The sequence below is a fragment of the Pseudomonas sp. R2-37-08W genome (genome assembly GCF_003851705.1).
Taxonomy (GTDB): domain Bacteria; phylum Pseudomonadota; class Gammaproteobacteria; order Pseudomonadales; family Pseudomonadaceae; genus Aquipseudomonas.
The window spans coordinates 3902470-3922552 of the sequence record NZ_CP027728.1 but is presented as its reverse complement, the minus strand read 5'-3'; the positions used below and the strand labels follow the sequence as shown (position 1 = coordinate 3922552).

Here is a 20083-nt window from a genome sequence, read left to right as displayed (position 1 = left end):
ATGTTCGAATCCGCCGAAATCGGTCACGCCATCGACAAAGACACCTTTGAGGCCGCAGTGCCGGCCCTGCGCGAAGCCCTGCTGGAAGTGCAGTACGAGCTGCAACAGCAGAAGCGCTTCCCGGTGATCATCCTGATCAACGGTATCGAGGGCGCGGGCAAGGGCGAGACGGTCAAGTTGCTCAACGAGTGGATGGACCCGCGCCTGATCGAAGTGCGCACCTTCGACCAGCAGACCGATGAGGAACTGGCGCGCCCACCGGCCTGGCGCTACTGGCGGCAATTGCCGGCCAAGGGGCGCATGGGGATTTTCTTCGGCAACTGGTACAGCCAGATGCTGCAAAGCCGCGTTCACGACCAGATCAAGGACGCCCGTCTCGACCAGGCCATCGCCGGGGCCGAGCGCCTGGAGAAGATGCTCTGCGATGAAGGTGCGCTGATCTTCAAGTTCTGGTTCCACCTGTCCAAGAAACAGATGAAGGCGCGGCTCAAGGCGCTGGCCGATGACCCGCTGCACAGTTGGCGCATCAGCCCGCTGGATTGGCAGCAGTCCGAGACCTACGACAAGTTCGTGCATTTCGGCGAACGCGTGCTGCGCCGTACCAGCCGCGACTATGCGCCGTGGCATGTGATCGAAGGGGTCGACCCCAATTACCGTGGGCTCACCGTGGGCAAGATTCTGCTCGAAGGCCTGCAAAATGCCTTGAAATTGCCCAAGGGCAAGGCCAGCGGCATGAACCCGGCGCCGTTGATCGCGTCGGTGGACCAGAAGAGCCTGCTCGACAGCCTCGACCTGAGCGTGCGCCTGGACAAGGACGATTACGAAGAACAGCTGATTACTGAACAGGCACGCTTCTCCGGCCTGATGCGCGACAAACGCATGCGCAAGCACGCCCTGGTGAGCGTGTTCGAGGGCAACGACGCGGCCGGCAAGGGCGGGGCGATCCGCCGCGTGGCCGCCGCGCTGGACCCGCGCCAGTACCACATCGTGCCGATTGCCGCGCCCAGTGAAGATGAGCGCGCCCAGCCGTACCTGTGGCGGTTCTGGCAGAAGATCCCGGCGCGCGGCATGTTCACCGTGTTCGACCGCTCCTGGTATGGGCGGGTGCTGGTGGAACGCATCGAAGGCTTCTGCACCCCGACCGATTGGATGCGCGCCTATGGCGAGATCAATGATTTCGAAGAGCAGTTGCGCAATGCCGGTGTGATCGTGGTCAAGTTCTGGCTGGCCATCGACAAGGACACCCAGCTGGAGCGTTTCCAGGCCCGCGAAGAGATTCCCTTCAAGCGCTTCAAGATCACCGAAGATGACTGGCGCAACCGTGACAAGTGGGACGACTACCGCGCGGCGGTGGGCGACATGGTCGACCGCACCAGCACTGAAATCGCGCCCTGGACCCTGGTAGAAGCCAACGACAAGCGCTGGGCGCGGATCAAGGTGCTGCGCACCCTCAACCGCGCGCTGGAAGACGCGTTTGCCAAGAGCGACAAGCACGACAAGAAGAAAAAGAAATAGCGGGCTGCCCAGCTCAATAATGTGGGAGGGGGCTTGCTCCCGATAGCGGTGTATCAGTCAGCAAATTTGCAGCTGACCCACCGCTATCGGGAGCAAGCCCCCTCCCACATTTGATCTCCACACATCAGGTAGACCGCATCCCGGCCTCATGCTTTTGCATCCATGCAGTGAATGATCATCGCGCCTGCCCAGGGCCCGGCTCTATCCTCAATCCACAACCACAAGATCGAGGTAGCCCCATGCGTGAAGTAGTGATCGTCGACAGCGTGCGAACCGGCCTGGCCAAGTCTTTTCGCGGCAAGTTCAACCAGACTCGCCCTGATGACATGGCCGCCCATTGCGTCAACGCGCTGCTGAGCCGCAATGGCATCGACCCGGCGACGGTGGAGGACTGCATCGTCGGCGCCGGCTCCAACGAAGGCGCCCAGGGCTACAACATCGGGCGTAACGTGGCGGTGCTGTCACAGCTGGGCACCGGCACGGCGGGCATGACGCTCAACCGTTTCTGTTCGTCGGGCTTGCAGGCGATTGCGATCGCGGCCAACCAGATTGCCTCGGGTTGCAGCGACATCATCGTCGCCGGCGGCGTGGAATCCATCAGCCTGACCATGAAGAGCGTCAACACCGACCACCTGATCAACCCGCTGCTCAAAGAGCAGGTGCCCGGTATCTACTTGCCCATGGGCCAGACCGCCGAAATCGTCGCGCGGCGCTACCAGGTCAGCCGCGAGGACCAGGACCTGTATGCCCTGCAAAGCCAGCAGCGCACGGCCCAGGCCCAGGCTGATGGCCTGTTCGACGATGAAATCGTGCCCATGGCGGTCAAGTACAGCGTCGAAGACAAGCACACCGGCCAGGTGCAGGTACTCGATGGCGTGGTCGACCGCGACGACTGCAATCGCCCCGACACCACACTGGCCAGCCTCAGTGGCCTGAAGCCGGTGTTTGCCGAAGACGGTTCGGTGACGGCGGGTAACTCGTCGCAGCTGTCCGACGGCGCCTCGATGACCCTGGTGATGAGCCTGGAAAAAGCCCTGGCGCTGGGGCTCAAGCCCAAGGCGTTCTTTCGCGGGTTTACCGTGGCCGGTTGCGAGCCGGACGAAATGGGCATCGGCCCGGTGTTCTCGGTGCCTAAGCTGCTCAAGGCCAAAGGCTTGCAGGTGGCGGATATCGACCTGTGGGAACTCAATGAAGCGTTTGCCTCACAGTGCCTGTATGCCCGTAATCGCCTGGAAATCGACAATGCGCGCTACAACGTCAACGGCGGCTCCATCGCCATCGGCCATCCCTTCGGCATGACCGGCTCGCGGCAAGTGGGGCACCTGGTGCGGGAGCTGCAACGGCGTGATTTGCGCTATGGCATCGTCACCATGTGCGTAGGTGGCGGGATGGGGGCAACCGGGTTGTTTGAAGCCGTGCGCTAGTGCGCGGCCACTGAAGGCAGGAGTCTGACGGCTCGGCAGCCGACGACTGCCTGAACTGATGCCCCGCGGATCCAAATGTGGGAGGGGGCTTGCCCCCGATGGCGGCCTGACAGCCGACCATGATGTTCGATCAAGAACGGGCAAGCGTTGCACGCAAGCCATCCTGCATTGAAAAGATCAAAGTTTTTTAAACTGTTCCGTTAGCAAGACTGCGAACTTGTTTGTTGCAGGATGAAAACTTGGCGTTTTTATTCCAGACGAGTTTTTTATGGGCAGTAATTCACTGAATTCATATCCGCTAATTCCACCCATTTTCCGAAACTGCTCATACATGCTCTAGCCTATTACTCTTTGTATTCGTTAAGTGTTTTGGTTTTGATTTTCTAAATGCCTCCGCTTCGGCAAAACTGGTCAACTTAGGAACTTTCAGCGCGGCCCTTATATTTTTTGTGCCATCCGGCAACGTATTATGGGCAATAGGTGGAGTGGTAGCCCTGTGTAATATTGCAGGTTCCCTGACCGGGGTTTTCCTGGCGCTGAGATATGGCAGCAGGTTTATCAGGGTGTTTTTTTTGATTCTGCTCATATTTTTAATAGGCAGAATGGGGCTGGCTCTCGGTTCGTAGCCCGTTGCCATCACCTATCCGTTCGGACATACCCCCCCGCTCCGCAGCTATATTCTTCGGTTGCAAATCCCCAATAAAGTTTGTTGTTTGTTTAGTGCGTGTAGCCCTATTCTTACGGACATGCCCTGCGCTAAATTATTCGCATTAACTCGCGTGTAGTCCCATTCCTTCAGTCAATTTCAAAGTTTTGGCAAAGTGCCATAATTTTCCTGCAAGCCTTGATATCAAAGGCTACATCGTTAAAAGAAACAGCTGGCTTACTTCTTCAAGTGTGAAGCGGACACTTGCCCGGCGTTGAGTGTGGTCCTGAAATGCAATACAAAAAGTTGGAAAAGCAGCTCAGGAACACCCCCCTCAATGCATGGGTGAAACCGCCTTTTTAACCAGCCCTGCGCCTAACGGTGACAGGGCTTCTTAATGACACTTGTTAAGTGGGAATCTGTAGATGAAAACCAAAATGAAAGCTGTGCTGTTGTCTGTCGGTCTGCTGGCGGGTTCGGTGTCTATGGCGCACGCGGCAGATGGAACGGTTACGTTTTTGGGGTCGGTCCATTCGGGCGCTTGCTCTATCAAGCCTGACTCCGTTGATCAAACTGTTCGCCTGGGGGCGATTGCCAAGCATCAGTTGCAATAGGGGGGCAAGTCGGAGGCCCGGCGCGTGCTGATCGAACTGGAAGGGTGCGACTTGACGGGCCTCACCGACAATACGGTCACTACCACCTTCACCGGCGCGCCATCCGGTGCTGTACCGGGCGCGATCGGTACGGTCGGCGGCGCGGGCGGCGTGGGCATCATGATGACTCACGGCGGCGCGCCGGTTGAGTTGGGCGTACCTACCGCCCCGCAAATCATCGCCGCTGGGGATAACACCCTGGAATTCGGTGCCTATGTACAAGGCGCCGCCACCGCCCCGATCGTGCCCGGCGACTTCAGCGCGGTCACCAATTTCACCTTGGCTTATCAGTAAGTTGTGCCCCCGCCACCCGGTGTGGCGGGGGAACGCTGACGGGAGATCCAGGTGAACACATTCCTACGTCTGGCTATCGCCTCTTCACTGACGACGTTCATCAGCCCTTGCGTGGTCGCCCAGGCGTCTGCGCAAGGCGATGGGGTCGTGCAGCTGGGAGGGGAAGTGGTTGATTCCGCCTGCGGGCTGGAATTGGCCAGTATCGATCAAACCATCGAGATGCCGCCCGAACCGGTTGGCCGACTCCTGCGCAACACACGGGGCGAAGACCATCCCTTCCAGTTGCGTCTGGTCAATTGCTCGTTGACCCGCCCCGACCCGTTGCGCCCAGGTGAAACCCTGCCGGACTGGGAGCACATGCGCGTGACGTTCGATGGCCCCACCGACAGGGCAGGGCTTTCCTTCGCGGTCTTTGGCGAGTCGCAGGGGGTTGCCCTGCACATCGTGGACGCTGCCGGCGAGGAAAGCCTTCCGGGGCAACGCATGGCGCCGGTGCCGCTGGCGGAGGGCGACATGACACTCAACTACCGGTTTTTCCTGGTCGGCAACGGCTTGCCATTGGCAGTCGGGGCTCACAGTGCCGCGGTGCGGTTCAAGTTGGAATACTTTTGAACAGTGATGGACAGGCTTGCATGTTGAATACGTCGAAAATCAAAAATACGCTCCGTCCCGGACTGTTGGGCGGGCTGATGTCACTGGCGGGCACTGCAATGGGCGCTGGCGATATCGAGTTCAATACCGACGTTCTCGATCTGGGTGATCGCACTAATATCGACTTGTCTCGATTTGCGCGCAGCGGCTTCATTCTGCCAGGCACTTACACAATGGCTGTGCAACTGAACGCCCAGCCTATTCCTGAACAATCGGTGGCGTTCTATCCCCCGATAATGACCCCAAGGGCAGCCAGGCCTGTTTGTCGCACAGTCTGGTCGAGCAACTGGGCCTGAAAGCCTCCGAAGCCGACAAACTGACCTGGTGGAAGGACGGCGAGTGCCTGGATATCACCAGCTTGCCGGGCATGGAGGTGAGTGGCGATCTGGCCACCTCGAGCCTGAGCATCAACCTGCCCCAGGCTTACCTTGAGTACAACGCCATCAATTGGGACCCACCTTCGCGCTGGGACGAGGGGGTGCCGGGGCTGCTGCTGGACTACAGCCTGACGGCGCAGTCCAACTATCAGCGCAATGACGGCCAGCGCAAAAACCTCAGTGGCAACGGCACCGTCGGGGCCAATGCCGGCGCCTGGCGCCTCAGGGCCGATTGGCAAGGGCGCGTGGAGAGCGGCCGGCAGGAAGCGGCGGGGCCGCAAAAGCTGGAGTGGAGCCGCTACTACGCGTATCGCGCCATTCCTGCGCTGCAGGCGCGCCTGGTGGTGGGTGAGAGCTACCTGTATTCGGACCTGTTCGACAGCTTCCGCTTCACCGGCGCTTCGCTCAACTCGGATCAGAGCCAGCTGCCCCCCAACTTGCGTGGTTACGCGCCGGAAGTGGTCGGGGTGGCCAAGACCAATGCGAAAGTCATCATCAGCCAGCAGGGGCGTGTGCTCTACGAGACGCTGGTCGCGGCCGGTCCTTTTCGCATTCAGGACCTCAATGATGCGGTGACCGGCAGGCTGGATGTGCGCGTGGAAGAACAGGACGGTTCGGTGCAGACCTTCCAGCTCAACACCGCCGGTGTGCCTTACCTGACGCGCCCGGGCCAGGTCCGTTACAAGCTGGCGAGCGGGCGACCGTCCAATCTGCAGAACGGCTCCGATGGCAACGTCTTCGGCACCGGAGAGTTTTCCTGGGGCGTGAGCAATGGCTGGTCGTTGTTCGGTGGGGGGATCACCGATAACAACTATCGGGCGTTATCCGTGGGCGCGGGCCGCGACTTGCTGGCGTTCGGCGCCGTCTCGCTGGATGTCACGCAGTCCCATGCCAGCGTGTGGAACGAGACGCTCTCGGGTAAATCCTACCGCCTTCAATATTCCAAGAATTTCGAACAGTACGACAGCCAGGTGACGTTCGCCGGCTACCGCTTTTCCGAGAAGAACTTCCTGAGCATGAGTGAATACCTGGACGCCCGGTATTACGGGCTGAACGGCGAACTCGGCGGGCGAGGGGATTATCGGGACGCCGATGAGGGGTGGAAGCCGATCGGCGGCAGCAAGGCGCTGTATACGGTGACGGTCAACAAGCAGTTTCGTGACCTGGGCGCCACCGTCTACGCCAGTTACAACAAGCAAACCTACTGGGACCGGCCGGACACGCAACGCTGGAACCTGTCGCTGTCGCGCTACTTCAATGTGGGCACGGTCAAGAACATGAGCCTGTCCCTGAACATGTACCGCACCCAGGAATACAACTATCAGGATAACGGCATGGCGCTGACGGTCAGCCTGCCGTTGGGGCGTACCGGCACGCTCTCGCTGGACGCCAGCCGAGCCGCCGGCAACAACAATGTTGCCACGCGCTACAGCGACCGCCTCGATGAGCGCAACAGCTACCAGCTCAGCGTGAGCGACACCTCCGCCAGCGGTTACCTGAGCCATATGGGCGACCACGCCGACATCGATGTGAGCGCCGGCAGGCAGCAGGGCGGTTCCGGCAGCCTCAGTGTCTCTGCGCGCGGCGGTGCCACGGTCACGGCCTACGGTGCCGCGCTCCATCGCACCACCAGTACCGGCGGCACCCGCCTGATGGTCGACACCACCGGAGTGCCCGATGTGCCCGTACGCGGTTATGGCGCGCCGACGCGCAGCAATGCCTTCGGCAAGGCCGTGATCTCGGATATCAGCAGTTATCAGCGTACCGCCGCCAGTGTCGATCTGGAGCGCCTGCCGAGCAACGTCGAAGCCACTCAGTCGGTCACGCAACTGACGCTCACCGAAGGCGCGATCGGTTATCGCTCGCTGGACGTGATCGCCGGCGAAAAAGCCATGGCGGTGCTGCGCCTGGCGGATGGCAGTTCGCCGCCCTTCGGCGCGACGGTGAAGAACCTCAAGCAACAAGACACCGGCATTGTGAATGACGGCGGCCACGTCTACCTGAGCGGCATTCAGGCCGGCGAGCAGATGTCTGTCAGTTGGGGCGGCGACGAGCGCTGCCTGCTCACGCTGCCCGCCACCTTGCCCGCCGATGGTTTGACCGACGCCCTGCAATTGCGCTGCCAGGTGGTAGCCGCTGACCCAACCTTGCCCGAGCCCGCCGGGCTGACCGGCAAGCCTACCGATACGGAGAACACAGCCTCATGAGACCGACCACACGTTCCACATTCCCGGCCTTTGCGCTGTTGGCCCTGGGCTTGAGCCAGAGCGCCAACGCGGCGGTGGGCCTGGACCGTACCCGAGTGATTTTCGACGGTGGCAAAGACGCCACCAGCGTGAACATCACCAACAACAATACCCAGCTGCCGTACCTGGCCCAGGGCTGGATCGAGGATGAAGCCGGTCAGAAAATCACCACGCCGTTGATCGTGCTGCCACCGGTGCAACGCTTGGAGCCGGGCAAACAGAGCCAGGTGAAAGTCCAGGCGTTGCCGGCGGCCAAGGCGCTGCCGCAGGACCGGGAGACGGTGTACTACTTCAACCTGCGGGAGATCCCGCCGCGCAGTGATAAGTCCAACACCCTGCAGATTGCCCTGCAAACCCGCATCAAGTTGTTCTACCGGCCGCAAGCCATTGCGCCGAGCCAGCAGGACCTGTCCAACCCCTGGCAGGAGAAGCTGACCCTGACCCGTGAAGGCGATCAATACCGGGTGAACAACCCGACGCCGTATTACGTGACCCTGGTCGATGCGCGCAGCAGCAAGGACGGCAAAACCGTGCCGGGCTTCACGCCGCTGATGGTGCCACCCAAGGGCGCCCTGACCCTGGGGGCCACGGCCAAGGCGCTGGGGGCAAGCCCTTATCTGGCCTATGTAAACGATTATGGCGGGCGCCCGGTGCTGGCCTTCAGTTGCACGGGCGACACTTGCAAGGTGAACCCCCAGGCCGCGCCGGCGAACGAGTAATGCTGCTGGAGAACGTCATGAAGTCGCAAAAAGTGAAGGTCCTGGGCGGCCTGTTCTGGGTCATGGCGATGGGGGCACAGGCGGCGGATGAAGAGGATATCGAAGGCATGAGCGGCATGCTCAATGTGCTCGGCTCCATGCATGAGTCGCCTTGCAGCCTGGAAATGAGCTCCCTGCACCAGACCGTCGATCTGGACGCGGTATCGACCAGCCAGTTGCAACGCCCCGGTGACCAGGCGACCGCCAAGGCCTTTCAGCTGCGGTTCACCGATTGTCTGCGCACCGCCGGCCGCATACGCAATGAGCGTACGGGGAACCTGACCTGGAGCGCCTACCAACCGGTGCTGTCGGTGCTGTTCGGGGCGCCGGCCGATGCCGACGATCCACGGCTGGTCAAAGTGCAGGGCGTCACCGGCATGGGCCTGCAGTTGACCGATGCCCTCGGCCGGGACGTGCAACTGGGCACACGCGGTCAGCCGCTGTTTTTGCCCGTGGGCCGCAATACCCAGACCTGGAATGTACGGCCCACGCGCACCGCTGCGCCGTTGACCAGCGGGGCATTCAGGGCCGTCGTGGAAGTCAGGCTCAATTATGAATAAGGGTGCAGCGATGGCTGAATCAATCGGTTTGATCGCCGGCGGCGTGTTGCTGGCGGTCTGCCAGGCCGTGCAGGCCGAGACCAGCTTGACCATTCGCGCGGTGATCATTGCGCCTCCGCCGTGCGTCATCAACGGTGGCAGCACCCTCGATGTGCCGTTTGGCAATGACCTGCAGACGTCACGGGTCGACGGGGTCAACTACCGTCGCGATGTGCCGTATACCGTCACCTGTGATTCGCCGTTCAGCAATGCGCTGACCCTGGAACTCAAGGGCACGGTGGCGTCGTTTGACAGTCGCGTGCTCTCGACCCGCAAGGCCGATCTTGGGGTCAGGCTGTTTGTGAATGGCGCGGACTGGCCGCTGAATACGGCAGTGAATTTTACCTACCCCAATTTCCCCGTGGTACAGGCGGTGCCGGTCAAGCGTGCGGGCAGCACGCTGACCGGCGGGGCCTTCGATGCCGCCGCGACTCTGGTGGTCGATTACCAATGATGGCTACCGATAAAACCGCTACGGATAACAAGAGGAACGACCCATGACAGCTTGGCAGCCGCGAGCGTTGCTCGCCCTGTGGGCCATCGGCCTGTGCAGTGGCGCGTCGGCCAACGTGACGTTCAGCGGCACGTTGAATGAGCCGCCGCCCTGCACCATCGATACGGGCAACACCATTGAAGTCGACTTCGGCGATGTCGGGGTAAAGCGCGTCGACGGCGTGAGGTATCGCAGGGGCGTCGGCTACGCGATCAACTGCGGCACCGACACGCTGCCGTGGGCGCTGAAACTGAGCGTCAACGGCACTCCCACGGCGTTTGATGGTGCAGCGGTGCAGACCAGCGTGCCTGCGCTGGGCATTCGGGTTTTTCAGAATGACCTGCCATTTTCACTCAATACGCCGCTGGATATCACCCTGTCGTCACCGCCGACATTGGAGGTGGTGCCGGTGCAACAGCCCGGCGCAACGCTGCCTCCCGCCAGTTTCACGGCGGTGGCCACGTTGTTGGCCGAATACCAGTAGGAGCTGAATCGATGCGATATCAACGGGTTCACAAGCACGGCCTGGCACTCCTGCTCATCTGCGGCCTGATACCCACGGGGCACGCAGCGGACAATCTGCGTTTCAAAGGCAACCTGGTCGAAGAGGCGTGCACCCTGCGCCCCGGCGACGAGGCAATTACGCTGGAACTCTGGGACCTGACCAGCAAACACCTCTATATCAACACGCGCTCGGTGGGTAAGCGTTTCAAGCTGCACCTGGAAGACTGCGACACCACGATCGGCAACTCGGTGACCATCACCTTCGGTGGTAGGGAAAACACAGAACTTCCCGGTCTGCTCGCGCTGGACGGTGGCAGCGGCGCCTCTGGCATTGGCGTCGGCATCGAGACCTTAAGCGATAAACCCTTGCCCCTGAATGCCGTCAGCGATAAGCAGGTGTTGAGCGACGGCAGCAATGCCATCGAGCTCAAGGCCTATGTGCAGGGCGAGCCGACAGCCCTCGCGGATCAGACCATCGGACACGGTGCATACACGGTGACCTCAACGTTCACGTTGGACTATCCATAGCGCTGGGCCTGGGTAGGGCAGAGGAATGAGAGCTCAAGATGAAACGATTATTTGGCGCCACCGTGCTTCTGGTATCGACCGGTGTGAGTACCGCTGTGACAGCCGCCGATTGCCGTGTGAATGGTGGCAGGTGGGTGTATGTGGGTGCAGGCGGTACGCTGAACTTGCAGGTGCCCGTCATGGTGCAACCGGGTTCGGATAACTCGCGTATCTACCTCGAAGGAGCCCGGTTGGAATGCCGATTCACCCCGGGCCAGCCTTTTCCCTCGTTCGTGGACTTGTGGCGGACCGCCACACAGGCCGGGCCTGCGTGGACGCCCGGCGCCAAATTCACTCAGCTGGGCACCGGCTTGCGCATCAACGGTGCTTACCTCAATACCCCGGTGCCGTATGACATCCAGTTGGCGGTCATGCCCAACAACGGTGTGGGCGTCCCCATCGACGTCACGCCCTACATCCTGATACGCAACAACCCGACTAACCCTGTCGACGTGCGGATAGGGGATAACCTGGGCGTGCTGCGCCTGCGTCAGACAAACAACTACAACGGCACCAGCACGGTGCTTGCGCTCACGTACCTTGCGGCGAATAACTTTTCCGTGTCCCCCTCAACCTGCACGATCAACAACAACGCGCCCATCGAGATCGATTTTGGCAACGTGCATCAGCGGGCCATCGGCACGGACCCGCTGACGTCCTCCATCGTCAGCAACCGCAGGCTCACCTATTCATGCCCCGATGGCGGGATCAATACACCCATCACCATCACCTACAAAGGCAGCCCGTCTTCGTTCGACCCACGGCTGCTGCGGATGACCAATCCAGACGTGGGCACGGCGCTGATTCGCGCGGGCTCAGCGGTGCCTGTGAACGGTTCGTTCCGGACCCAGATCACCAATAGCGTAGGCGGGGACGATGTGACGTTTTCTCTGGTTCGGCGCAATGGGTCGCTACCGGCCTCAGGGCCCATAAGCGGGAGCGGTGTATTTGTCATGGGCGTGCCCTGATGCGTGCAGCTCCACATGCCGGCGCGAGCTTCTTCGCGAATACGGTGTGTCAGTTGATAGCCACCTGACTGACCCACCGCATTCGCGAGCAAGCCCGCTCTTACAGGGACGTGCTCTCATTTCAGATGTTTGATGGAGTTCAAGATGCAACGACTATCTGGAGCCTTGGTGCTTCTCGTTCTGACGGGTGTAACCACGACCGCGCATGCTGTCGATTGTCGTGTCAATGGCGGCCCCTGGCAAAATGGCAACCCGAACCTCCCCGTTACCGTCACTCTGAGTGCCGACCGCAGCAGGATCATGCTGGAAGGCGCCAGGCTGGAATGCCGATTCACCTACAGCGGCGGCCCCGCCTGGCACGCGGACTATTGGACAACTGGGAGTTCGGTAGGCACCGCCTGGACGCCCGGCCCAAAATTCGCAAGCGAAAGAACCGGGTTACGCATCAATGGCGCTTTCCTCAACACGCCGGTGCCGTCGGGTATCGGCATCGTCACCATCCCCAACAACGGGAGCGTTCATCTGATCAATGTCACCCCCTATATTCTGCTACGTAACTATCCCTCCAACCCGTTCGATGTGCGAATAGGCGACGACCTTGGTCTGTTGCGTCTCACCAGTTCGAACAACTACGACGGCACTCGACCGCAACTCACCGTCAGGTATACCGCGGCCAACAATTTCACCGTTTCCCCGTCTACCTGCACGATCAATAACAACAACCCCATCGAGATCAACTTCGGCAACGTGCACCAGCGGGCCATCGGCACCGACCCGCTGACATCCACTATCGTCAGCAACCGCAGGCTGACCTATTCGTGCCCGGATGGCGGGATCAATACACCCATCACCATTACTTACAAGGGCACCCGCTCTTCGTTCGATTCACGCCTGCTGATGATGACCAATGGGGATGTGGGCACGGCGCTTGTTCGCGGCGGCGCAGCGGTGGCTGTGAACGGTTCGTTCCTGACCCGCATCACTAACAGCACGGGCGCCGACGACGTGGCGTTTTCCCTGGTGCGTCGAGCGGGTTCATTGCCGGCCGCCGGCCCCATCAGCGGCAGCGGGGTACTGGTGATGGGCGTACCATAAACACAGCGTGATACCCAAAGCGCACCGCCTGCCCCTAGAATGCCGGTTCCACTTCTTCTGGCATCTGGGGCACTCATGCACATTTCTTCCGGCCGCTGGGTCTACGGTTTTTTCCTGACCCTGTTGACCGCGCTGCTCTGGGGCATTCTGCCAATCAAGCTCAAACAGGTCTTGCAGGTGATGGACCCGATCACCGTCACCTGGTTTCGCCTGATAGTGGCCGGCAGTTGCTTGTTTGTTTACCTCGCCGCGACCAGGCGTTTGCCCAGTCGCAAGGTGCTCGGCCCCAAGGGCGGCTGGCTGGTGGCGATGGCGGTGTGTGGGCTGGTCGGCAACTACGTGTTGTATCTGGTCGGCCTGAAATTGCTCAGCCCCGGTACCGCGCAACTGGTGGTGCAGATGGGGCCGATTTTTCTGATGGTTGCCAGTGTATTTGTGTTCAAGGAGCGTTTCAGCCTGGGGCAGGGCGCGGGGCTGGTGATATTGATCGTTGGCTTCGGGCTGTTCTTCAACCAGCGCCTGCTGGAACTGCTCACCTCGATGGGCAGCTACACCGCCGGGGTACTGACCGTCCTGCTGGCGACCAGCATCTGGGTGTTTTACGCCCTGGGCCAGAAACAGTTGTTGACCGTGTGGAATTCGCTGCAGGTGATGATGGTGATCTACCTGTCGTGCGCCGTGTTGCTGACACCCTGGGCGCACCCGCTGGAGGCGCTGCAACTGAGCCCGCTGCAGGGTTGGCTGCTGCTGGCGTGCTGCATGAACACCCTGGTGGCGTACGGCGCGTTTGCCGAGGCGCTGGCCCACTGGGAAGCCTCGCGGGTGAGTGCAACCCTGGCGCTGACGCCGCTGGTGACCTTCGTGGCGGTGGCGTTGGCGGCGTGGCTGTGGCCGGAGTTTGTGCAGGCCGAAGCGATCAATGCCTTGGGGTATTTTGGCGCGCTGGTGGTAGTGATCGGCTCGGCGATGGTGGCATTGGCGCCGTCATTGATGGCCGGGCTCAGGGCCCGGCGATTGCGCATGGCTTCATGAGTATTTGAGCGGTACGCCGATCCAAATGTGGGAGGGGGCTTGCTCCCGATAGCCATGGATACCTACACAATTTTGGTATGGCCCTGAACCAGTGACGGCTCGGAAGCCGAAGCCTCTCTAACTGATGCCCCGCGTCCAAAATGTGGGAGGGGGCTTGCCCCCGATGGCGGCCTGACAGCCGACCGTGATGTTGGATCAGAGCGAGTACATATCCGTTGCTGCGGTAACGGCTGCTATGGGTTCCGCCCTTACGGCGTCTCACTTTTGAAAAGCGCAAAAGTAAGCAAAACGCTCTTGCCCCACCACTCGGCACCTCGCCTAGGCTCGGTGTGCCCGTAATCCGACATTGATTTGGGGGGCCGCCGCCACGCGCCATCCATGGCGCGGGGCGGCTAAACCGGCATCCCTGCCGGTTTACCCCCCAAATCACTGTCGAATTCCGGCCAGCGTGGTTTAACGGGGCGCCTAGATCAAAAGCAAGATCAAGAGCGGCTCGCTTCGCATCGTGGTTACCTATGCTGCTACAAAGTTGTGTAGATACCTATGCCCCGATAGCGGTGGGTCAGTGTGCGCATTGGCAACTGATCCACCGCCATCGGGGGCAAGCCCCCTCCCACATTTGGAGCGCGGGGCGTCGGTTAGAGAGGCTTCGGCTGCCGAGCCGTCACCGGAGCAAGCCTTTTCCCACATTTGCCTTGGGCTTTTAGTGCCCGGCTTCCAACATATTCTCCGGGCGTACCCACTGGTCGAACTGCTCATCGGTCAGATAGCCCAGCGCCAGCGCCGCTTCGCGCAGTGTCAGCCCTTCGGCATAGGCCTTCTTGGCGATCTGCGCGGATTTGTCATAGCCGATATGCGGGTTCAGCGCGGTTACCAGCATCAGCCCGCGTTCCAGGTGTTCGGCCATCTGTTCGGCGTCCGGTTCGAGGCCGGCGATGCAGTGTTCCTGGAAGTTGTTGCAGCCATCGGCCAGCAGGCGGATCGATTCCAGCAGGTTGTGGATGATCACCGGTTTGTACACGTTCAACTGCAGGTGCCCCTGGCTTGCGGCGATGCCGATGGTCACGTCATTGCCCAGCACTTGGCAGGCCAGCATCGACAGCGCTTCGCACTGGGTCGGGTTGACCTTGCCGGGCATGATCGAGCTGCCCGGTTCGTTGGCTGGCAATTTGACTTCGGCCAGCCCGGCGCGAGGGCCGGAGCCCAGCAGGCGCAGGTCGTTGGCCAATTTCATCAGCGCCACGGCGAGGGTTTTCAGCGCGCCGTGCAAGGTCACCAGCGGCTCATGGCCGGAGAGGGCGGCGAATTTGTTCGGTGCTGTGACAAATGGCAAGCCCGACAACGCCGCCAGCTCGGCGGCAATCGCTTCGCCAAAGCCGTGGGGCGAATTGAGCCCAGTGCCGACGGCGGTGCCGCCCTGGGCCAGCTCGCACACGGCGGGCAGGGCGCTGCGGATGGCGCGTTCGGCGTAGTCCAGCTGCGCGATAAACGCCGAGACTTCCTGGCCGAAGGTGATCGGCGTTGCGTCCATCATGTGGGTGCGGCCGGTCTTGACCAGCTTCATATGCCGCGCCGCCAATTCCGCCAGCCCACCGGACAACACCGTGATGGCCGGCAGCAACTGCTCGTGAACCGCCTTGACGGTGGCAATGCTCATGGCCGTGGGGAAGCAGTCATTGGAGCTCTGTGAGCGGTTCACATGGTCGTTGGGGTGCACCGGGCTTTTGCCGCCGCGGTTGTTGCCGGCCAGTTCATTGGCGCGGCCGGCGATCACTTCGTTGGCGTTCATGTTGCTCTGGGTGCCGCTGCCGGTCTGCCACACCACCAGTGGGAACTGGTCGTCGTGCTGGCCGTCCAGCACTTCGTCGGCGGCCTGTTCGATCAGGCGGGCGATGTCGGCGGGCAAGTCGCCGTTACGGTCGTTGACCCGTGCAGCCGCCTTCTTGATCAGGGCCAGGGCATGCAGCACCGCGAGCGGCATGCGCTGTTCGCCGATGGCGAAGTTCACCAGCGAACGTTGGGTCTGGGCGCCCCAGTAAGCGTCATCCGGGACGTGGACGTCTCCCAGGCTGTCAGTTTCGATACGGCTCATCGGGCACACTCCTTCAGGTTCGTTTGCGCAGTTTAGGCTGTGATCGGCCCAGGGGGTTCCAAAAAACACGCTTCATCGGATTTGCCCCCCGCAAAACCAGGCCCGACAAGGCCTGGGGTTGAGCCGCGAGGTTTTTTAGGCGCAGAATGGTCGCCCTTGGGGTTTTACCTCGCCTGCTAGAAAGGAAACTCGATGACTCGTCTTCGTGCCATCTGTACCGCGGTTGCTCTGGTTTGCGCCAGCGGCCAGGTTTTTGCCGATACCGCCAGCCACAACGCCAGTGCCGAAGCCTTCCTTACCCTGGCCCACGCTGACAAGCTGGGTACCCCGGTATACATGCAAGTGCAACAAATGTTCGCCCAGCGTTTCGAACAGACCAAGGCGCCTGCCGCCAAGCAGTCGGTCCTCGACAGCTACCAGGCCAAGGCCAATGCCGCCCTGGACCAGGCTATCGGCTGGCCGAAGCTGAAGCCGGACATGGTCAAGCTCTACACCACCAACTTCAGCGAATCGGAGCTCAAGGACCTGGTTGCCTTCTACCAGTCGCCACTGGGCAAGAAAGTCCTGGAAAAAATGCCGCAACTGACCCAGCAGTCGGCCCAGATGACCCAGGCCAAGCTGGAAAGCGCCGTGCCGGTGGTGAACAAGCTGTTGGAAGACATGACCAACGAGCTGACGCCCAAAGCCGCCGCACCGGCCAAGAAGAAGTAAGCAGGAATGACCATGCAACAGCGTATCGAAACGGCACTCACCGCCCTGGGCCCGCAACACTTGAGCGTGCTGGATGAAAGCCACATGCACAGCCGTGGGTTGCAGACCCACTTCAAGGCCGTGCTGGTCAGCCAGCAATTCGAGGGGCTCAACCGCGTCAAGCGCCACCAGAAGGTCTACGCCAGCCTGGGTGACCTGATGACCGAGTTTCATGCGCTGGCGCTGCATACCTATACGCCTGAAGAATGGGCGAACATCGACGCAGCGCCGGCTTCGCCGACCTGCGCCGGCGGGCATTGAGCGCAGCCTCGACCCGCGCGAGCGGGTCGGGGCGATGCCAGTACCCGGATACACAAAACATCCTCCAGCACCACCTTGCTCCACCCCCGCATCCCTAGGCTTTCAGGACTACTTATTCAGCAATAAGGTCTTGAGGTCATGCCTGATTCCATCCATCGAAACACGCCGTCCCTGGCCGCAGTCGACCCGCGTGGGTTAATTGTTCGTAACATCAACTACCACCGCGCAAGTGCAGAGGTTGAAGCGCAGGTGCGCGTTCATCGCCAGGTGTTTGGCAGTACGGGCTTGATGATTGAACAATGGGACCCGCGTTTGTTGCAGTTGGCCCGCGCACAGCCGGACACTGCGCCCAATCAACGCACGGTCTATAGCCTTGGCGGACAAGCGTTGCGCACCGACAGCGTGGATGCCGGCTGGCGGCTGACGCTGCTGGGGGAGGCCGGGCATTTACTGGAAGAATGGGATGGGCGGGGCGCGCACCAGGCTCATCGCTACGATCAGTATCTGCGTCCGGTCGCCGTGTTCGAGCAGGCGGCCATTGATGAGCAAGCGCGGTGCGTCGAGCGTCTTGCCTATGCTTTATCCTCGGCTGAAGAGGCCGCACGCAACCGCTGTGGCCGGGTGATTCGCCACGATGACGGCGGCGGCTCATTGTTCCACGAGGCGTATGGGCTGCACGCGCAGGTTGCGCAGCAAACCCGACGCTTCCGGCTGGCGGGTGCCGCGCTGGATTGGCCGCAGCCCGCTGCACAACGCGAGCGGCGCCTGGAGGCCGAGACGTTCCAGACATCCGTTGGGTTTAACGCCCTGGGTGAGCGGTTGCATCACACGGACGCCAAGGGCAATCGCTTCGACTACGCCTACGGCATTGACGGCCAACCGGCGAGTATCGCTGTGACGCCCAGAGGCGGCATGCGTACGCAGGTGCTGGGCGAGCGCCGCTACAACGCCGCCGGCCAAGTGCTTGGCGAACGCGCCGGCAATGGCGTCGTGCGGGCCATGCACTACCGTGAGTTCGATGGTCGCTTGCGGCAAATGACTGCCCATCAGCCCGCACAACCGGGTGTGGCGCTGCAAGACCTGCGCTACGCCTATGACGGCGTTGGCAACGTCGTGCGGGTCGACGACCTTGCCCAGCCGACGCAATGGTCGAGCAACACCCAAGTCGGTTCGGCCAGCGTTTATGAGTACGACACGTTGTCGCAACTGACCAAGGCCACCGGCCGCGAAACCGCCGGTAACCCGGGAGGTTCGGCGTTACCGGCCAGGGTAGCGTTTGGCTCGACTGACGACAGCGTATGGCGTCGCTACACCCAGCGGTTCAGCTATGACGCCGCCGGCAACGTGCTCACGTTGCAACATGTGCCCAGCAGCGGCACGGGCTTCACGCGGCAGATGAGCGTGGCCGCAGGCAGCAATCATTTTCTGCCCCAGGCCGATGGCAACAGCGCGCCGGGGTTGGGCCAGGGCTTTGACCGCAACGGCAACCTGCAGGCGTTGGCAGGCGACCATCCGATGGGCTGGGATGTGCGCAATCAACTGGTGCGCCTCACGCAGGTACGACGCGCGGGCGGCAACGACGATGAAGAACGCTACGCCTACGATGCCACCGGCCAGCGCATCCTCAAACGCCGGGTCGCCCAGGCCCGGGGCGTGATGCACACCGCCGAGGTGCGCTACTTGCCGGGACTGGAAATTCGCCATGACAGCGCAACGGGGGAGCAACTGAATGTCCTCAACCTCGATGCCGGAACCACCACCGTCCGTGTCCTGCTTTGGGATCGCCACCCTTCGGGAGGGCGCCAGGACGCGCAGATCCGTTACGGCTTGTCGGACCACTTGGGCAGCAGCAGCCTGGAACTGGGCGAGCAGGCGCAACTGCTCAGCCAGGAAAGTTATTACCCCTATGGTGGGACCGCGTGGTGGGCGGCGAAAAACGCCAGCGAGGCGAGTTACCGGTTCATCCGTTATTCCGGCAAGGAGCGCGATGCCAGCGGGCTGTCTTACTACGGCTACAGGTACTACGCGCCGTGGTTATGCCGCTGGATCAGCCCGGACCCGACCGGCGATGCCGATGGCTTGAACCTGTACGCGATGGTTGGCGGTAACCCGGTCACCAGGGACGATGCGCAAGGGCTGGCCGCAACCCCGGCTTTGGAGGCGCCCCGGGACAAACAAATACGCAGGCTTTCCATCAGCCGCAGGCTGGCGAATATAGGGTGGATTATGCGCTCGAGGATACAAGCGGCCTCGTCGGCCGCGATTCGCGATGGTTTATCCACCTATATCGCCAATGCCGTCGCGACGGGTGTCGACCTGGCGGTATTCGGCACCCTCCAGCCCACGCCGGAACGCAATCAGGCCTTGCGCTATAGCGTCGCCGCGCTGGATGCCCTGGCCACGTTCCATATGAGCACCGGTATCGCCGGTAACTGGACCCGCATGGCGCCACAGATCGGTGCTATTTCGGCAAGCCTTGTGGGCGCTGCTTATGCCGTCCAGGTTGACACGCTGAGCGTTCAAACCGAGGAACAGTGGGACCCCATAGCGGTGCAACGGTTGAGCGGGCATGTTCGCTCGCTCTCCAGGGAACTGGTGCAGCAGGTCATGCGTGGTCACGGCAGCGGGTCATCCTGGGGCAGCACGCCCCTGCGGGCCAGGCTCGGCCGCACCGCCGGCGCGACGGCAGCGTACGCGGTCGCCACCGTCGCCAACGCGGTGTACGGCGGCGAACTGCCTGCGCTGATGCAACCCAATGTGTCCCCCGCAGTTGAAGCCTACGATGGGGCGATGGGCGCGATGATTCGTAGCGGTCACCCCACGGCCGCCCACGATTCCCATGGCCTGACCGTGCAGGCGCCGGACCCTGCGGCGCTGATGCACGGCGGGCTGAGCAGAATGTTCAATCAGGTGTGGACGTACTGGGCCGCGACCGGGATTGAGGCGTTGGCCGTTGCGCTCACGGGCCTGCCCCAGGCTGCGCAAAGCGGGAGCACTCGCACGATAGTGAGGGTGGCCCGCGGCCTGATTGCAGCACTGACCGAATGGCGCGGCTTTTTCGTAGTGTACGCCAGGCGCGGGTACACAAGCCTAGCCTCGAACTGGAGCGCAGCCCGGCGATCCTGACAAGCACAAGGATGGGCCGTCGCGGCGGCCCA

15 protein-coding genes and 3 pseudogenes are annotated in these 20083 nt (G+C 61.7%); 17 read left to right on the top strand and 1 reads right to left on the bottom strand.

Going from position 1 to position 20083, the window contains the following annotated elements:
* The 14 genes and pseudogenes from pap to C4J93_RS17960 all read left to right on the top strand — a co-directional run bounded on the left by pap (position 1) and on the right by C4J93_RS17960 (position 13822).
* A complete protein-coding gene (gene pap, locus C4J93_RS18025; protein WP_124430118.1) occupies positions 1-1515 on the top strand; it encodes a polyphosphate:AMP phosphotransferase in 1515 nt (504 codons plus the stop codon).
* 239 nt (positions 1516-1754) lie between these two features.
* Positions 1755-2939 carry a thiolase family protein gene (locus tag C4J93_RS18020; RefSeq protein WP_124430117.1) on the top strand — a complete coding sequence of 395 codons (1185 nt, stop codon included), beginning with the start codon at positions 1755-1757 and terminating at the stop codon, positions 2937-2939.
* Between the two features lie 398 nt (positions 2940-3337).
* Positions 3338-3565, top strand: a pseudogene (locus tag C4J93_RS18015) (sulfite exporter TauE/SafE family protein); the annotation flags it as partial.
* Positions 3566-4010: 445 nt separating this feature from the next.
* A pseudogene (locus C4J93_RS18010) lies at positions 4011-4532 on the top strand (fimbrial protein).
* A gap of 51 nt (positions 4533-4583) precedes the next feature.
* Positions 4584-5144 (top strand): fimbrial protein, encoded by a 561-nt coding sequence (locus tag C4J93_RS18005; protein ID WP_124367777.1) that lies wholly within the window; start codon positions 4584-4586, stop codon positions 5142-5144.
* A 20-nt stretch (positions 5145-5164) separates the two neighbouring features.
* Positions 5165-7767, top strand: a pseudogene (locus tag C4J93_RS18000) (outer membrane usher protein).
* Positions 7764-8525, top strand: a complete 762-nt coding sequence (locus tag C4J93_RS17995) for a fimbria/pilus periplasmic chaperone (protein WP_124404800.1) — start codon at positions 7764-7766, stop codon at positions 8523-8525. The pseudogene C4J93_RS18000 and the gene C4J93_RS17995 overlap by 4 nt, the downstream one beginning before the upstream one ends.
* A gap of 17 nt (positions 8526-8542) precedes the next feature.
* Positions 8543-9124 carry a fimbrial protein gene (locus C4J93_RS17990; protein ID WP_124430116.1) on the top strand — a complete coding sequence of 194 codons (582 nt, stop codon included), beginning with the start codon at positions 8543-8545 and terminating at the stop codon, positions 9122-9124.
* A gap of 10 nt (positions 9125-9134) precedes the next feature.
* On the top strand, positions 9135-9617 hold the full coding sequence (locus C4J93_RS17985; RefSeq protein ID WP_124430115.1) for a fimbrial protein: 483 nt from the start codon (positions 9135-9137) through the stop codon (positions 9615-9617).
* A gap of 43 nt (positions 9618-9660) precedes the next feature.
* Positions 9661-10140, top strand: coding sequence for a fimbrial protein (locus C4J93_RS17980; protein WP_124367773.1), 480 nt, complete (start codon positions 9661-9663; stop codon positions 10138-10140).
* A gap of 11 nt (positions 10141-10151) precedes the next feature.
* The gene (locus tag C4J93_RS17975) at positions 10152-10688 is read left to right on the top strand and encodes a fimbrial protein (RefSeq protein WP_124430114.1); all 537 of its coding nucleotides are present in this window, start codon (positions 10152-10154) and stop codon (positions 10686-10688) included.
* 38 nt (positions 10689-10726) lie between these two features.
* Positions 10727-11695: a fimbrial protein gene (locus tag C4J93_RS17970; RefSeq protein ID WP_124430113.1), complete on the top strand. Its 969-nt coding sequence runs from the start codon at positions 10727-10729 to the stop codon at positions 11693-11695.
* Between the two features lie 144 nt (positions 11696-11839).
* Positions 11840-12790, top strand: a complete 951-nt coding sequence (locus tag C4J93_RS17965; protein WP_124430112.1) for a fimbrial protein — start codon at positions 11840-11842, stop codon at positions 12788-12790.
* A gap of 75 nt (positions 12791-12865) precedes the next feature.
* A complete protein-coding gene (locus tag C4J93_RS17960) occupies positions 12866-13822 on the top strand; it encodes a DMT family transporter (protein WP_124367769.1) in 957 nt (318 codons plus the stop codon).
* A gap of 703 nt (positions 13823-14525) precedes the next feature.
* Here C4J93_RS17960 and C4J93_RS17955 read toward each other — a convergent pair.
* The gene (locus C4J93_RS17955) at positions 14526-15914 is read right to left on the bottom strand and encodes a class II fumarate hydratase (RefSeq protein WP_124371345.1); all 1389 of its coding nucleotides are present in this window, start codon (positions 15912-15914) and stop codon (positions 14526-14528) included.
* A 192-nt stretch (positions 15915-16106) separates the two neighbouring features.
* On the opposite strand from C4J93_RS17955, the gene C4J93_RS17950 reads away from it, so the two are divergent.
* From C4J93_RS17950 to C4J93_RS17940, 3 genes are all read left to right on the top strand, one after another.
* Positions 16107-16625 carry a DUF2059 domain-containing protein gene (locus C4J93_RS17950; RefSeq protein ID WP_003236690.1) on the top strand — a complete coding sequence of 173 codons (519 nt, stop codon included), beginning with the start codon at positions 16107-16109 and terminating at the stop codon, positions 16623-16625.
* 6 nt (positions 16626-16631) lie between these two features.
* The gene (locus C4J93_RS17945) at positions 16632-16925 is read left to right on the top strand and encodes a BolA family transcriptional regulator (protein WP_124430111.1); all 294 of its coding nucleotides are present in this window, start codon (positions 16632-16634) and stop codon (positions 16923-16925) included.
* Positions 16926-17063: 138 nt separating this feature from the next.
* On the top strand, positions 17064-20051 hold the full coding sequence (locus C4J93_RS17940) for an RHS repeat-associated core domain-containing protein (RefSeq protein ID WP_124430110.1): 2988 nt from the start codon (positions 17064-17066) through the stop codon (positions 20049-20051).
* Positions 20052-20083 lie beyond the last annotated feature (32 nt).

Coding starts and splice junctions, on each gene's coding strand:
- C4J93_RS17965 (WP_124430112.1), top strand. CDS start 11,840: ATGCAACGACTATCTGGAGCCTTGGTGCTTCTCGTTCTGACGGGTGTA.
- C4J93_RS17970 (WP_124430113.1), top strand. CDS start 10,727: ATGAAACGATTATTTGGCGCCACCGTGCTTCTGGTATCGACCGGTGTG.
- C4J93_RS17975 (WP_124430114.1), top strand. CDS start 10,152: ATGCGATATCAACGGGTTCACAAGCACGGCCTGGCACTCCTGCTCATC.
- C4J93_RS17960 (WP_124367769.1), top strand. CDS start 12,866: ATGCACATTTCTTCCGGCCGCTGGGTCTACGGTTTTTTCCTGACCCTG.
- C4J93_RS17955 (WP_124371345.1), bottom strand. CDS start 15,914: ATGAGCCGTATCGAAACTGACAGCCTGGGAGACGTCCACGTCCCGGAT.
- C4J93_RS18020 (WP_124430117.1), top strand. CDS start 1,755: ATGCGTGAAGTAGTGATCGTCGACAGCGTGCGAACCGGCCTGGCCAAG.
- C4J93_RS17985 (WP_124430115.1), top strand. CDS start 9,135: ATGGCTGAATCAATCGGTTTGATCGCCGGCGGCGTGTTGCTGGCGGTC.
- C4J93_RS17940 (WP_124430110.1), top strand. CDS start 17,064: ATGCCTGATTCCATCCATCGAAACACGCCGTCCCTGGCCGCAGTCGAC.
- C4J93_RS17990 (WP_124430116.1), top strand. CDS start 8,543: ATGAAGTCGCAAAAAGTGAAGGTCCTGGGCGGCCTGTTCTGGGTCATG.
- C4J93_RS17950 (WP_003236690.1), top strand. CDS start 16,107: ATGACTCGTCTTCGTGCCATCTGTACCGCGGTTGCTCTGGTTTGCGCC.
- C4J93_RS17945 (WP_124430111.1), top strand. CDS start 16,632: ATGACCATGCAACAGCGTATCGAAACGGCACTCACCGCCCTGGGCCCG.
- C4J93_RS17995 (WP_124404800.1), top strand. CDS start 7,764: ATGAGACCGACCACACGTTCCACATTCCCGGCCTTTGCGCTGTTGGCC.
- pap (WP_124430118.1), top strand. CDS start 1: ATGTTCGAATCCGCCGAAATCGGTCACGCCATCGACAAAGACACCTTT.
- C4J93_RS17980 (WP_124367773.1), top strand. CDS start 9,661: ATGACAGCTTGGCAGCCGCGAGCGTTGCTCGCCCTGTGGGCCATCGGC.